At 67.9% G+C, this 13,705-nt stretch carries 12 protein-coding genes; 9 read left to right on the forward strand and 3 right to left on the reverse strand.

What is annotated here, in order from left to right:
* The first annotated feature begins 128 nt into the window (after nucleotides 1-128).
* The 5 genes from ACQY9P_RS08525 to ACQY9P_RS08545 all read left to right on the forward strand — a co-directional run bounded on the left by ACQY9P_RS08525 (nucleotide 129) and on the right by ACQY9P_RS08545 (nucleotide 3,595).
* On the forward strand, nucleotides 129-836 hold the full coding sequence (locus ACQY9P_RS08525) for a response regulator transcription factor (protein ID WP_421739685.1): 708 nt from the start codon (nucleotides 129-131) through the stop codon (nucleotides 834-836).
* Nucleotides 811-2,409, forward strand: a complete 1,599-nt coding sequence (locus ACQY9P_RS08530) for an ATP-binding protein (RefSeq protein ID WP_421740130.1) — start codon at nucleotides 811-813, stop codon at nucleotides 2,407-2,409. Before ACQY9P_RS08525 ends, ACQY9P_RS08530 begins: the two co-directional genes overlap by 26 nt.
* Nucleotides 2,406-2,840 carry an HPr kinase/phosphorylase gene (locus ACQY9P_RS08535; RefSeq protein ID WP_421739684.1) on the forward strand — a complete coding sequence of 145 codons (435 nt, stop codon included), beginning with the start codon at nucleotides 2,406-2,408 and terminating at the stop codon, nucleotides 2,838-2,840. The genes ACQY9P_RS08530 and ACQY9P_RS08535 overlap by 4 nt, the downstream gene beginning before the upstream one ends.
* Nucleotides 2,841-2,915: 75 nt before the next feature.
* Nucleotides 2,916-3,320, forward strand: a complete 405-nt coding sequence (locus ACQY9P_RS08540) for a PTS sugar transporter subunit IIA (RefSeq protein ID WP_421739683.1) — start codon at nucleotides 2,916-2,918, stop codon at nucleotides 3,318-3,320.
* The gene (locus ACQY9P_RS08545; protein WP_421739682.1) at nucleotides 3,317-3,595 is read left to right on the forward strand and encodes an HPr family phosphocarrier protein; all 279 of its coding nucleotides are present in this window, start codon (nucleotides 3,317-3,319) and stop codon (nucleotides 3,593-3,595) included. The genes ACQY9P_RS08540 and ACQY9P_RS08545 overlap by 4 nt, the downstream gene beginning before the upstream one ends.
* 138 nt (nucleotides 3,596-3,733) lie before the next feature.
* Here the strand turns inward: ACQY9P_RS08545 and ACQY9P_RS08550 are convergent, their stop codons facing one another.
* Entirely contained in the window at nucleotides 3,734-6,487 is a 2,754-nt protein-coding gene (locus tag ACQY9P_RS08550) for a M16 family metallopeptidase (RefSeq protein ID WP_421739681.1), read from the reverse strand.
* 113 nt (nucleotides 6,488-6,600) lie between these two features.
* Complete coding sequence (bioB, locus tag ACQY9P_RS08555; RefSeq protein WP_421739680.1) at nucleotides 6,601-7,611, reverse strand: biotin synthase BioB; 1,011 nt, start codon at nucleotides 7,609-7,611, stop codon at nucleotides 6,601-6,603.
* 99 nt (nucleotides 7,612-7,710) lie between these two features.
* Between bioB and ACQY9P_RS08560 the strand changes: the two genes are divergently transcribed.
* Entirely contained in the window at nucleotides 7,711-9,207 is a 1,497-nt protein-coding gene (locus tag ACQY9P_RS08560; protein WP_421739679.1) for a CHAD domain-containing protein, read from the forward strand.
* Here ACQY9P_RS08560 and ACQY9P_RS08565 read toward each other — a convergent pair.
* Complete coding sequence (locus tag ACQY9P_RS08565) at nucleotides 9,204-9,968, reverse strand: hypothetical protein (RefSeq protein ID WP_421739678.1); 765 nt, start codon at nucleotides 9,966-9,968, stop codon at nucleotides 9,204-9,206. The genes ACQY9P_RS08560 and ACQY9P_RS08565 overlap by 4 nt on opposite strands.
* 166 nt (nucleotides 9,969-10,134) lie before the next feature.
* On the opposite strand from ACQY9P_RS08565, the gene ahcY reads away from it, so the two are divergent.
* From ahcY to ACQY9P_RS08580, 3 genes are all read left to right on the forward strand, one after another.
* Nucleotides 10,135-11,526, forward strand: coding sequence for an adenosylhomocysteinase (gene ahcY, locus ACQY9P_RS08570; RefSeq protein WP_421739677.1), 1,392 nt, complete (start codon nucleotides 10,135-10,137; stop codon nucleotides 11,524-11,526).
* A gap of 112 nt (nucleotides 11,527-11,638) precedes the next feature.
* Nucleotides 11,639-12,727: a sensor histidine kinase gene (locus tag ACQY9P_RS08575; RefSeq protein WP_421739676.1), complete on the forward strand. Its 1,089-nt coding sequence runs from the start codon at nucleotides 11,639-11,641 to the stop codon at nucleotides 12,725-12,727.
* 65 nt (nucleotides 12,728-12,792) lie between these two features.
* Complete coding sequence (locus ACQY9P_RS08580; protein WP_421739675.1) at nucleotides 12,793-13,641, forward strand: pyridoxal kinase; 849 nt, start codon at nucleotides 12,793-12,795, stop codon at nucleotides 13,639-13,641.
* The last annotated feature ends 64 nt before the right edge of the window (nucleotides 13,642-13,705 follow it).

Consider the following 13,705-nt stretch of genomic DNA (forward strand, 5'->3'; position numbering starts at 1 on the left):
GCAGCCGCATTGGCGCCATGCGACAGCCGCAAAGGTCGCGGAAAGCTTTGCTTCACGGCGCGTTGAAGCTGAGGCGGGCGGTCGATAGGATCGCCAGACGAACGATGATGAAGGATCAGACGGGCTCCATGGCCGCTATCACGCTCATTGACGACGACGAGAACATCGTCGCTTCCGTCTCGCTGGCCCTCGAAAGCCACGGCCACACGGTCAAGGCCTACTACGACGGGGCCTCGGGCCTGGAGGCGGTCGAGAGCCAGGCTCCGGATCTGGTGATCCTCGACGTCAAGATGCCCCGGATGGACGGCATGGAAGTGCTGCGCCGCCTGCGCCAGACCTCCGAGATTCCGGTCATCATGCTGACCTCGAAGGACGACGAGATCGACGAGATCCTCGGCTTCAACCTCGGGGCCGACGACTACATGCACAAGCCGTTCAGCCAGCGGCTGCTGCTGGAGCGGGTCAAGGCCGTGCTGCGGCGCGCCCGTCCGGAAGAGGACGAGCCGTCCTCGACCCCCGGCGCGGCGGGTTCGAAGATGATGAAGCGCGGCAAGCTGACCCTGGACGCGGCGCGTCATGACAGCCTGTGGGACGGCAAGCCCGTGCGCCTGACCGTCACCGAGTTCCTGCTGCTGCAATCCCTGGCCCAGCGTCCTGGCTTCGTGAAGAGCCGCGACAACCTGATGGACGCCGCCTACGACGATCAGGTCTATGTCGACGACCGCACGATCGACAGCCACATCAAGCGGATGCGCAAGAAGTTCCGCCAGGTCGATCCCGAGTTCGACTCCATCGAAACCCTGTATGGCGTTGGTTACCGCTATCGCGAAGCCTGAGGCGGACGCGGGTCGGCGCCGTTGGCGCTGGCCGCGCGGCTCGCGCCTGGGGCGGTTGATCATCGGCCTGAACGTGCTGGCGCTGGCGATCCTGGTGATCGGGGCGCTGGTGCTCAACGAACTGCGCAGCGGCCTGGTCAACGCGCGGATCGACGGCCTGACCACCCAGGGCGAGCTGATCGCCAAGATCATCGACCAGTCGGCCACGGTGGGCGAGCCCGAGCCGGCGCTTGACGCCTATACGGCCAGCACCATCCTGCAGCTGCTGTTTATCCCGCGATCGCAGCGGGCGCGGCTGTTCGACGCCCACGGCAATGTTCTGGCCGACAGCTTCGTGGTCGCCGATCGCGTCGATTGGAAGGTGCTGCCGCCCGCCCGAAAGCCGGGGCAGAACGACGACGCGACCCGCAAGGACCCCGCCGCCGAAGCCAAGGCCGAAAAGGCCCGCAAGGCCCTGAGCGGCGAGGTCAGCCAGGCGCTGCAGGGTACCTCGGTCGCCGGAACGCGCGTTTCCGAAAGCGGCGACCGGGTCGTCTCGGTGTCGATCCCGATCCAGCATGTGCGCGCGGTGCTGGGCGTGCTGACGCTTGAGGCCGGCGATGTCGACGAGATTATCGCCGCCGAGCGTCGCGCCCTGCTGCCCTTCATCCTGGTCGCCATCACCGCCACCCTGATCTCGTCGATCCTGCTGCATCGCCTGATCGCCGAGCCGGTGATGCGCCTGGCGCGGGCCGCCGACCGGGTGAGGCTGGAGGGCGCGCGCGCCATCTCCCTGCCAGACATCGCCAAGCGTCAGGACGAGATCGGCGACCTGTCCCGCGCCCTGGAGGAGATGACCCATTCGCTGTCGGAGCGGATGGACGGCATCGAGCGCTTCGCCGCCGACGTGGCCCACGAGATCAAGAACCCCCTGACCTCGATCCGTTCGGCCATCGAGACCCTGGATCTGGTCTCCGACCCCGTCGCCCGGGCCCGGCTGCTGGCCATCCTGCAGAACGACGTCAATCGTCTGGACCGGCTGGTCACCGATATCTCCAACGCCTCGCGCCTGGACGCCGAACTGTCGCGCGAGGCTCCCCGCGCCCTGGACCTGGCCAAGCTGCTGGCCGAGGTCGCCAGTCTGTATGAGGCCCAGCTGCGCCCCGGCGAGGCGCCGGGCAGCGTGCGCGTGACCATCTCGACCGGCGATCCGCTCACGCCGGCCCGGCTGATGGCGCGCGAGACGCCGATCGGCCAGGTGTTCCGCAATCTGATCGACAACGCCCGCTCGTTCAGTCCCGCCGACGGCGAGGTGCGGGTGTCCCTGGCCCGCACGCGCGGGCGGCTGATCTCGACGATCGACGATGACGGCCCGGGCATTCCGCCCGAGAACCTGGAGACGATCTTCGAGCGCTTCTACACCTCGCGACCCAAGGGGCGCGCGTTCGGCGGCAATTCAGGCCTGGGCCTGTCGATCGCCCGCCAGATCGTCGAGGCCCACGGCGGCTCCCTGACGGCCGAGAACCGCCTCAACGCCGCGGGTGGGGTGATCGGGGCCCGCTTCACCGTCGACCTTCCGGAATTGCGCGAATGATCCGCCACGCCGGGCTGATCGCCCTGCGCCAGGGCGGCCGCTGGCGCGGGGTCCTGATCGAGGGGCCGTCTGGCGTCGGCAAGAGCGATCTGGCCCTGCGCGCGCTCGAATCGGGCTGGCGTCTGGTGGCGGATGATCGCGCCGTCGTCTTCGCCTCGGGCGGGCGACTCTACGGCAAGGCGCCTGATTCCCTCGCCGGCCTGATCGAGGTTCGAGGCCTGGGTATCCTCTCCATGCCGGCGATCGGCTTCGCCGAAGTGGTGGCGGTGGTGCGCTGCCTCGACGCGCCTTCGGGCGTTGAACGCCTTCCAGAACCTCGACTTGAGACCGTTAGCGGCGTGAGCGTTCCCGTTTTCGACCTGTGGCCGCTGGAACCCGCCGCGCCCGCGAAAATCAGACGCATGCTGGAGCATCTTGGAGTCCCTCTCTAACGAGCGTATCAAGTGCGCCCGCGCGGCTCCTCCCGGCCGCCACGGGTTATGGGGATCCCGGTTGAGAAATCAGGCATGATCGGGCTCGTGATCGTTACGCACGGGCGTCTGGCGGAAGAGTTCGTCTCCGCCATGGAACATGTCGTCGGCCCGCAGACCGCGGTGAAGGCGATCTGCATCGGTCCGGAAGACGACATGGAACGTCGCCGTTCCGACATCCTGAAGGCGTGCGCGGTCGTCGACAGCGGCGGCGGCGTGATTCTGCTGACCGACATGTTCGGCGGCACGCCCAGCAATCTGGCCATCTCGGTGATGGAACAGACCCGCGCCGAGGTGATCGCCGGCCTGAACCTGCCGATGCTGATCAAGCTGGCCAGCGTGCGCCAGCGCGAGGACCTGCAGTCCTGCGTCGCCCACGCCCAGGAGGCTGGACGGAAATATATCTCCGTGGCCTCCTACGTGCTCGCGGGAGAAAAATGAGTCGCATGGCGGAACGGACGGTCGAAATCGTCAACGAGCGGGGCTTGCACGCCCGGGCTTCGGCCAAGTTCGTGAAGATGGCCGCCGGTTTCGACGCCGAGGTGACGGTGACCCGTGACGGCGCCTGCGTGGACGCCCGCTCGATCATGGGCCTGATGATGCTGGCCGCCGGCATCGGTTCGACCATCGACATCGCCGCCGAGGGCCCCGAGGCCGACGCCGCCGTCGAGGCGCTCAGCGAACTGGTCGCCAACAGGTTCGACGAAGAGCGCTGAACCCTGAGCCCTCCCCTTTGATGGGGGAGGGTTGGGTGGGGGTGATGGGCCGTTCAGCTGGACAGGGCTTTGCAGGCGGACCCGCCGCATCACCCCCATCCCCGGCCCGTCCCCCATCAAGGGGGAAGGGGGCCGTCCCTACTTCACCGGCTTGCCATCCGCGTCGACGACGATGACGTCGCCGAACTTCAGGTCGCGGATGTCCTTTTCGATCTTGGCGCGGTCGCCGACCACCACCCAGATCATCTCCGACGGGCGGACGATCTGGGTCGCGACGCGGGCGCTGTCGGCCAGACTGGCGGCGCGGATATTGGCCGCGTAGGTGCTGAAGTAATCGTCCGGAAGGCCCAGGGTGACGATCTGCGACAGCGAGCCCTGGACGGCGGCGGCGGCTTCCCAGCGACCGGGCAATGAGTCGGTCAGGCCGCTCTGGGCCTTGGCCAGTTCATCGGCGGTGACGGGACGCGCGCCGACCAGGTCGGTCAGCTCCTTGCGCATCTCGATCAGCGATTCCTTGGTCTTGTCGGTCTGGACCGGGGCGGTGGTCGTGAACTGACGCGGGCCCAGCGAGCCGCTGACGCCGCTGCGCGCGCCATAGGACCAGTGTTTGTCCTCGCGAAGGTTCATGTTGATGCGGGACACAAAGGCGCCGCCGAACACGCGGTTGGTCAGTTCCACGGCCGGCTCGTCAGCCGTGTTGCGTTCCGGCGCCAGGGCGGTGGCCAGGATCACCGACTGGGCCGCGCCGGGCTTGTCGATCAGGTAGACCGCCGGCTTGGCCGTCGCCGGCGTCGGCAAGGTCAGCGGCGCGGGCGGCGCGGCGGGCTTCCAGCCGCCGAACCGGGCTTCCAGCTTGGGCAGGAGCTCGGCCAGGGTGGTGTCGCCGACCACGACCAGGGTCGCGGCCTGCGGACGCAGATAGGCGTCGTGCCAGGCCTTCATCTCGGCGGAGGTCTGGCTGTTGATGGTGGCTTCCGTGGTCAGGCGGCCGAACGGGTGCTCGGGGCCATAGACCAGCTGGCCGGCGACGCGGCTGGCGACGCTGCCCGGGTCCTGGCGGATCTGCTGCAGGTTGGCCAGTTCCAGCTTCTTGATGCGGTCCAGGTCGGCCTCGTGGAAGGCCGGGTGCAGCAGGACGTCGGCGAACAGGTCCAGCGAGGGATCCAGGCGCGCCTTGAGGGCCGAAAGGTTGGCCGATGCGTACAGCGTGCCGCCGCCGAGCGACAGCTGGGCGCCGTTCTCGTCCAGCTCGCGGCTGATGGTCTGGGCGTCGCGGGTGGTGGTGCCCTCGTCGAGCATGGCCATGGCCATGCCGGGCAGGCCGGGCCTGGCCTGCGACTGCACGGAGGGCCCGACGCGGAACAGGGCGCTCATCTGCACGATCGGGGTGTCGTGCCGCTCGGCCAGCATCACCTTCATGCCGTTCGACAGGGTGGCGCGCTGGAACGAATCAAAGCGGGATTCGACGCTGGTGGCGGCCGCCGGAATCTTGGTCCGATCGACGCCCGCCGTTGTCGAATAGGCGGGGAACGGCGTCAGGTTCAGCACGAAGCCGCCATCGGTCAGCCAGCGCTTGCCGGCCCCCGTCAGGTCGGCCGGCGTGGCCGAGGCGATGCGGGCCTCGATGGTCTTGTAGGCGGCCGGATCGCCCAGATAGGTCTGGTTGCGGGCCAGGATGTCGGACTTGCCGCCGAAGCCGCCGATGCGCTCGGCGCCGCGGATGAACCCGGCCGCGTGCTGGGTCTTGACCTTGGCCAGCTCGGCCGGGGTGGGACCATCCTTCAGCAGCCGCGCCAGTTCCTCGTTGAAGATGGCCTCGATCTTCGCCAGGTCGACGCCCGGCTTGGCGGTGATCATGGCCAGGAACTGGCCGCCGATCTCGTCGCCGCCGGAATAGACGCTGACGTCGGTGGCCAGCTGGTCGCGGAACACCAGGCGGGTGTAGAGGCGCGAGGTCTTGCCAGAGGCCAGCACGTCGCTGAGCAGGTCCAGATAGTCGGCGTCGGCCGCGCCATATTCCGGGGTGTTCCAGACCTTGTAGAAGCGGGCCTGCGGCACGCGGTCCTGAACGCTGGCGCGCTGCTCGCCGGTGCGCTTGGCGATCCAGACCTTCTGCTTGGCCACCGGCGGGCCCGAGGGGATGTCGCCGAAGTACTTGGTCGCCTTGGCCCTGGCCTCCTCGACCGTGATGTCGCCGGCCAGAACGAGGGTGGCGTTGGCGGGGCCGTAATAGGTCTTGAACCAGGTCTTCACGTCGTCGAGCGAGGCGCTGTCCAGGTCGGCCAGCGAGCCGATCACCGAGTGACCATAGGGATGGTCGCGGTGGTAGGTGCTCTCGGTGATGATGTCCCAGGCCACGTTGTAGGGCTGGTTGTCGCCTTGGCGCTTCTCGTTCTGGACGACGCCGCGCTGTTCATCGAGCTTGGCCTTGTCGATCGCGCCGACCAGGTGGCCCATGCGGTCGCTTTCCAGCCACAGCACCTGATCGAGCGAGCCTTTGGGCACGTTCTCGAAATAGTTGGTGCGGTCGGTGTTGGTGGTGCCGTTCATGTTGGTGGCGCCGATCTTCTCCAGCGCCTTGAACCAGTCGTCGTTGAAGTTCTCCGAGCCGTTGAACATCAGGTGTTCGAACAGGTGGGCGAAACCGGTCTTGCCGACGGGCTCGTTCTTGGAGCCGACGTGGTACCAGATGTTCACCGCCACGATCGGGGCCTTGTGATCCTCGTGCACGATCACCGTCAGGCCGTTGGCCAGCTTGAAGGTGGCGTGGGCGATGTCGACGGTCGGCAGCGGCGCCGTGGCGGTGGCGGGTTTGGCCTTGGGCTGGGCGGCGACAAGCGTCGGCGACGCGATCAGCAGGGCCGCGACGGCGGCGGAAGCGAACAACTTCATGGAGAGCCCCGATAGGACCGCGTCAGAACGCGCGAAGCCTGCACCATAGGTTGCGTCTTGGCGTGGGCAAGCCCGAGCGACGAGCCCCGGTCGAATTTTCTCTGAAATCGCGCCTATTCGGCGGCGACGGCCGCCGCCTGCCGCGAACCCATCGGACGCAGGTTCAGATCGGCGAACAGCCTGGAATCTTCATCCATCCCGGGCAGCGGCGTGGTCAGCAGCTTGCCGCCGACGAAGATCGAATTGGCGCCCGCCAGGAAGCACAGGGCCTGCAGCTCGCGGCTCATGTCGTCGCGGCCGGCCGAAAGGCGAACCATCGATTTGGGACAGACGATGCGGGCGACGGCGATGGTGCGGACGAACTCGATCGAGTCGATGGCCTGTTCGCCGTCCTTCAGGATCTTGTCGCCCAGCGGCGTGCCGCTGACCGGCACCAGGCCGTTGATCGGCAGGCTGTCGGGGTGGCTGGGCAGGGTGGCCAGTTGATGCAGCAGGCTGGCGCGGTCACGGCGCGTCTCGCCCATGCCGACGATGCCGCCGCAGCAGGTGCTCATGCCGGCGTCGCGGACATAGGCCAGGGTGTCGAGGCGCTCCTGGTAGGTGCGCGTGGTGACCACGTCGCCGTAGTATTCCGGGCCGGTGTCGAGGTTGTGGTTGTAGTAGTCTAGACCCGCGTCCTTGAGCTGCTTGGCCTGGTCTGCCGTCAGCATGCCCAGGGTGGCGCAGGTTTCCAGGCCCAGCGCCTTTACGCCGCCGATCATGGCGGCCAGCTTGGGCAGGTCGCGATCCTTCAGTTCGCGCCAGGCCGCGCCCATGCAGAAGCGTTGCGCCCCACCGTCGCGCGCCTCGCGCGCCTTGGCGATGACAACGTCGGCGTCCAGCAGCTTCTCGGCCTTCAGGCCGGTCTTGAAGTGCGCGCTCTGGCTGCAATAGCCGCAGTTTTCCGCGCAGCCGCCGGTCTTGACCGACAACAGTTGCGACAGTTGCACCTCGGAGGGATCGAACCACGCCCGGTGGACGTTGGCTGCCTGGAACACCAGGTCCATGAAGGGCTGATCGAACAGGGCCTCGACTTGCGCGAGCGTCCAGTCGTGACGGGGTTGTGCGGCGTTGATCTGCGTCATGGCGCGCACGTTTGAACCGGGGCAAGACGCTTGGCAAGTCAGGGCGGGGGCGGCATACGCCTTTAAGGCAAGCCGCGCACGCACGACTGGGGTCGGATCATGGACCGCGAGATCGAGCTGAAATTCCTGATCGCGCCGGAAGCGGCCGACGACATCCTGACGCTGCTGATCGGCGAGGGCGCGGTGCGCCAGCTGGACGCCACCTATTTCGACACCGAGGCCCACGCCCTGCGCAAGGCGGGCTTTGGCCTGCGGGTGCGCGACGGCGAGGGCGGCCGTAAACAGACCCTGAAATCGGCGTCGGCGGGCGGTATCTTCGCCCGGGGCGAATGGGAGACCGCCATCGCCGGCCCGGGGCCGGACGACGCGGCCCTGGCGGGGACGCCGGCGGCGGGGGTCGTCAATGGCGAGGTCCTGCGCCCTGTCTTCACGACCCGCGTCGAGCGCACCGTACGCATGATCCGCAGGGGTGAGACGGTGATCGAGGCGGTCGTGGATCGCGGCGAACTGATCGGCGAGCAGCGCCGGGCGCCGGTCTGCGAACTGGAACTGGAACTGAAAAGCGGCCCGGCCTCGGCCCTGTTCGATCTGGCCCGCGATCTGGCCGCCCGCGCCGCGCTGCGCCTGTCGCTGGTCAGCAAGGCCGAGCGCGGCTACGCCCTGGCCATGACCGCCGAGCCCGCCGAAACCCCGCGCCGCGCCAGCGCCCGGCTCGAGCCCGACATGACGGTGGGCCAGGCGCTGCAGGCGATCGGCCGCGCCGCCCTGTCCCATCTCTGCGCCAGCGTCGAGGCCCTGCGCGAGCGGCCGGGTCCCGAGGGCGTGCACCAGTTGCGCGTCGCCGTGCGTCGCGCGCGAGTGATGCTCAAGATCTTCAAGCCGCTGGCGGGCGATGACGCGGCCAAGGGCCTAGTGCGCGATCTCAAATGGCTGGCCGGCGAGCTGGATGCTGCCCGGGATCTGGATGTCTTCGTCGCCGAGGTCTGGCGGCCGGCGACGGAGCGCGATCCGGCTCCGGACCTGGCCGCCTTTGGTCGCGCCCTGCTGGCGGCCCAGACCGCGGCCTATCTGCGGATGGAGGTGGCGCTGGAAAGCCCGCGTCAGCGCAGCCTGCTCCTGGAGCTGGCGGCCTGGCTGGAGGCGGGGGCGTGGACCACCGATCCGGCCCTGGCCGCGTGTCGCGACGGATCCGCCGCCGCCTTCGCCGCCGCCAGCCTCAGCCACCTGCGGCATGTGGTGGTCAAGCGCGGTGCGGCGCTGGATAGCCTGGACCGGGAGACACGCCACAAGCTGCGCCTCAAGGGCAAGACCCTGCGCTACGCGGCCGAGGACCTTTCAGGCCTTTTCCCCGAACACCCGAAGCGCGTGGAGCGCCTGATCGCGGCCAGCAAGGCCTTTCAGGATGCGCTGGGTCGGCTCAACGACCAGGCCGCCCGCGCCGAGCTGGCCCGCGAGGTGGCGATGACCAATGGCGAGGCGCAGGCCGCCTTCGCGGCGGGGCGGCTGACGGCCGAACCCGACGCCGACGCCGGCATGGCCGACGCGCTGGCGGCCCGCGACGCCCTGGCCGACGCCAAGGCGTTCTGGCGGGCCTAGGGCTGGGCCACGGCCTTGGGCCATTGCGCCATCACGCTCTCGCCGCGCACGACCCGGACGCGGTCGATCCTGGCCGTGACGAAGCATTGACGGTCCTTCACGACGAACCGCGTATTTCCGGTGCGTTCCAGCGAGGTCAGCTGGCCGCGGTAGTCGCCGCAGAACACCTCCGGCTCTTGGCCAAGGCTGGTGATCTCGCCCTCGACGACGACGTTCATCGTCTTGGCGAGCCTCCAGGCCGTGTCCTTTGACGCCCGAAGCTGGTTGATCACCAGGGGGGTGAAGCCCGCCGGCAATCCGGAGACGCCGCCTTCCTGATAGGGGATGGCCAGGCCATAGCTGCTAGCCATGGTCGAAACGCCCATGTCGTAGGCGTATTCGCGGCTCTGGCTGATCCGCGAGAACGGCGTGGGGCGGGAGCGAGATTCGACGTTGAAGACCAGCGATTGCAGAGGGGGCAGGCCGTGCAGCTTGCTGCTCTCGAAGCGGTTGAAGTTGCTGGCGGTGATCTCGCCAAGGCCGATCGAGGTGACGAGCACCTTGCGGCGAGTGTCATAGGTCCAGCGCGCCGATTGCTTGAAGGCCCGGTACTTGCGCACCCGTTCCTCGGTAAACGGCAGCACGATGCGAAAGCGCTGACCGGCCAGACGCTCGGGGCTTGCGGCCTGGCTGGCCTCGACCATGGCCTGCGCCAGGCTGGTCTGGTCCAGCGGCGCGGCGGAGGGTTCGGCGAGAAGGGCGACCAGGAGCAGGCTTAACATTGAGCAACCTCCGACACACGCCTATAGCGTGTGAAAAATCTCCGGCCGTCAAGAATCAGCGCCGCGCATGTCGGTGATATAAAGATATCTTTATGCGTTAATTGCCCGGAAGGGCTCTCAGGGTTATAAGCGGGCCAAGACATCATCCGACCGCAGGAGCCCGACCGTGGCCGACTACATCGTCAAGGACATCTCGCTCGCCGATTACGGCCGCAAGGAAATCGCCATCGCCGAGACCGAAATGCCCGGTCTGATGGCCACCCGCGCCGAATACGGCCCGGCCCAGGTCCTGAAGGGCGCCCGCATCGCCGGCAGTCTGCACATGACCATCCAGACCGCTGTGCTGATCGAGACCCTCACCGCCCTGGGCGCTGAAGTCCGCTGGGCGTCGTGCAACATCTTCTCGACCCAGGACCACGCCGCGGCCGCCATCGCCGCCTCGGGCGTGCCGGTGTTCGCCTTCAAGGGCGAGAACCTGGTCGAGTACTGGGAATACGCCCACAAGATCTTCGAGTGGCACGACGGCGGCTATCCGAACCTGATCCTCGACGACGGCGGCGACGCCACCCTGCTCTGCGTGCTGGGCCCCAAGGCCGAGAAGGATCCCTCGATCCTCAACAACCCGCAGAACGAGGAAGAAGAAGCCCTCTACGCCGTGATGAAGAAGTACCTGGCCGAAAAGCCGGGCTTCTACACCGCCATCCGCAACGCCATCACCGGCGTGTCGGAAGAAACCACCACGGGCGTCCACCGCCTGTACCAGATGGCCGCCAAGGGCGACCTGCCGTTCCCGGCCATCAACGTCAATGACAGCGTCACCAAGTCCAAGTTCGACAACCTGTATGGCTGCCGGGAATCGCTGGTCGACGCCATCCGTCGCGGCACCGACGTCATGCTGTCGGGCAAGGTCGCGGTGGTCTGCGGCTATGGCGACGTGGGCAAGGGCTCGGCCGCTTCGCTGCGCCAAGGCGGCGCTCGCGTGATCGTCACCGAAGTCGACCCGATCTGCGCGCTGCAGGCGGCGATGGAAGGCTATGAGGTCCAGACCCTGCAGGACGTCGCCGGCAAGGCCGACATCTTCGTCACGGCGACCGGCAACAAGGACGTCATCACGCTGGACGACATGCGGATGATGAAAAACAACGCCATCGTCTGCAATATCGGCCACTTTGACAGCGAAATTCAGATCGCCGCCCTGCGTAACTACAAGTGGGACGAGATCAAGCCGCAGGTCCACCACGTGGAATTCCCGGACGGCAAGAAGCTGATCGTGCTGTCCGAAGGTCGCCTGGTGAACCTGGGCAACGCCACGGGCCACCCGTCGTTCGTGATGTCGGCCTCGTTCACCAACCAGACCCTGGCCCAGATCGAACTGTGGACCAACCGCGCCCGGTACGAGCATCAGGTCTACACCCTGCCCAAGCACCTGGACGAGAAGGTCGCCTTCCTCCACCTGGAGAAGCTGGGCGCCAAGCTCTCGACCCTGCGCCCCGATCAGGCCGCCTATATCAACGTGCCGGAAAACGGCCCGTTCAAGCCGGATCACTACCGCTACTAGGATCGCCTCACGGGGATCGGATCAGGCCCGCTCGCGGAAACGCGGCGGGCCTTTTTCGTGGGCCCGGCGCCGAAAGCGCCGCCGTCGCGTTGATAGGGGGCAGGAGCTCCCAATGTCCGCTGAACACGACGCCACGCTTGCCAATCTGATCATCGAAAACGCCCTTGGCTACGCGATCTTCACCATGGACCTGAACGGCAGGGTGACCAGCTGGAGTCGGGGCGCCGAGACGGTTCTTGGCTATGACCGGAACGAGGCGATGGGCATGACGTTCAGCGCGCTGTTCACCCCCTCGGACCGGGAAGCCGGCGCCGACCAGCTCGAACTGGACAACGCCAAGCAGCGGGGACGGGCCGAAGACACCCGCTGGCACCTGCGCAAGGACGGCTCGCGGTTCTGGGGCAACGGTATGACCATGGGCATCTATGAGCCCGGCCTGACGGGTCTGATGAAGATCCTGCGAGACGAGACCCCCGCCAAGCTGGCCGAAGATCAGCGGGTGTTGCTGCTCAACGAGCTGAATCACCGGATCAAGAACACCCTGGCCACGGTGCAGTCGATCGCCGAGCAGACCCTGCGGGCGGCCAAGGTCGATCCGCGTGTCCGGCGCGAGCTGACCAACCGCCTGATGGCGATGTCGGACGCCCACAATGTGCTGGTCGACCAGACCTGGTCGGGCGCCGATCTTGGCACCATCGTCCGGCAGGCGGTGGCGCCGCATGACCACCCGGGCGAACATCGTTTCGCGATCGACGGCCCCCTGGTCTGGCTCAGCCCCCAGCAGGCGGTGGCCATGGCCCTGGCCCTGCACGAACTGGCGACCAACGCCCTGAAATATGGCTCCCTGTCCGTTGATGGCGGACAGGTCGAACTGAACTGGAACCTCGCGCACAACCAGCTCGGCGCTCGCCATGTCAGCCTGCTCTGGCGCGAGCATGGCGGACCGCCCGTCACCCCGCCCGCCCACACCGGGTTCGGCACCCGCTTGATCGCGCGCACCTTCGGCCAGGACAGCGGTGGTCAGGCCCGGATCGACTACCTGCCCCAGGGCGTGCAATGCGTGATGCAGCTTCCGCTGTCGGTGCGCGGCGAAGATCCGGCGTCGTGGTCCGCGCTCGTCGCCGACCAGATCGCGCCGGCGCGCGTCGAAGCCGTCGTCGAGGCGCCCTCCAACGACGCCTCCGGTGCGCCGATTCCCTGAAGGTTCGCCGCTTCCGCCACGTGACGCCCTGTTCAAGTTCGCCAGGGTCCGGTAAGCCGCTTGCCATGCCTTTAGCCCTGATCATCTCCAGCCATGTCGCCGGCAGCCGGGTCGGCGCGTCGGCCCAGGCCGCCGCTCTGGTTCAGTTCCGCATCGACTCGATGGTCGTGCCCACCGTGCTGTTCGGCCGCCATCCCGGCTGGGGCATCCCCGGCGGGGCCCCCGCGCCGCTCGAGGTGGTCGAGGGCATGCTGGACGGGATCGAGGCCAACGGCCTGTTTGGCCTGACCGACGTGGTCATAACCGGCTATTTCGCCTCGGCCGCCCAGGTGCGGGCCGCGGCCCGGGCCATTGACGCCGTGCGCGAAGCGCCGCGCGAGGGGGCCGCCAGCCGCAAGCCGTCGATCATCGTCGACCCCACCATGGGCGACGCCGGCAAGGGCCTGTACGTTCTGCCTGAAGTGGCCGAGGCCATCGCCGCAGAACTGATCCCGCGCGCCGACGTGGTGGCCTGCAACGCCTGGGAGCTGCAGAAGCTGACCGGCGCCGACGCCCGCGATCCGCAGTCGGCGATGCGCGCCGCGCGGCTTCTGGGCAAGCAGACCCTGGTTTCGTCCGTGCACCGTGGATCGGAAATCGGGGTGGTCCTGGCCGACCGCAAGGAAGCCTGGCTGGCCGCCCACGCCAAGGTGGAGCGCTCGCCCAACGGCACCGGTGATCTGCTGACGGCCCTCTACGCCGCCTCGATCCTGGAAGGCCAGACCCTGTCCTACGGCCTGGCCCGCGCGGTCGGCGGCGTGGCCGAGACCGTGACCGCCGCCAATATCTGGAACGCGCCCGAATTGCCGATCGTCGCCATGGGGGCGCGCATCAAGCAGACCTCGCCCACGGTGCGGATCGAGCGGCTGGCGTAGATAGATCTGTCATCCCGGCCAAGCGCGAAGCGCGCCGAGCCGGGACCGCCGGAAGCGCCGAGCC

The organism is Caulobacter sp. (assembly GCF_965279145.1).
GTDB lineage: Bacteria > Pseudomonadota > Alphaproteobacteria > Caulobacterales > Caulobacteraceae > Caulobacter.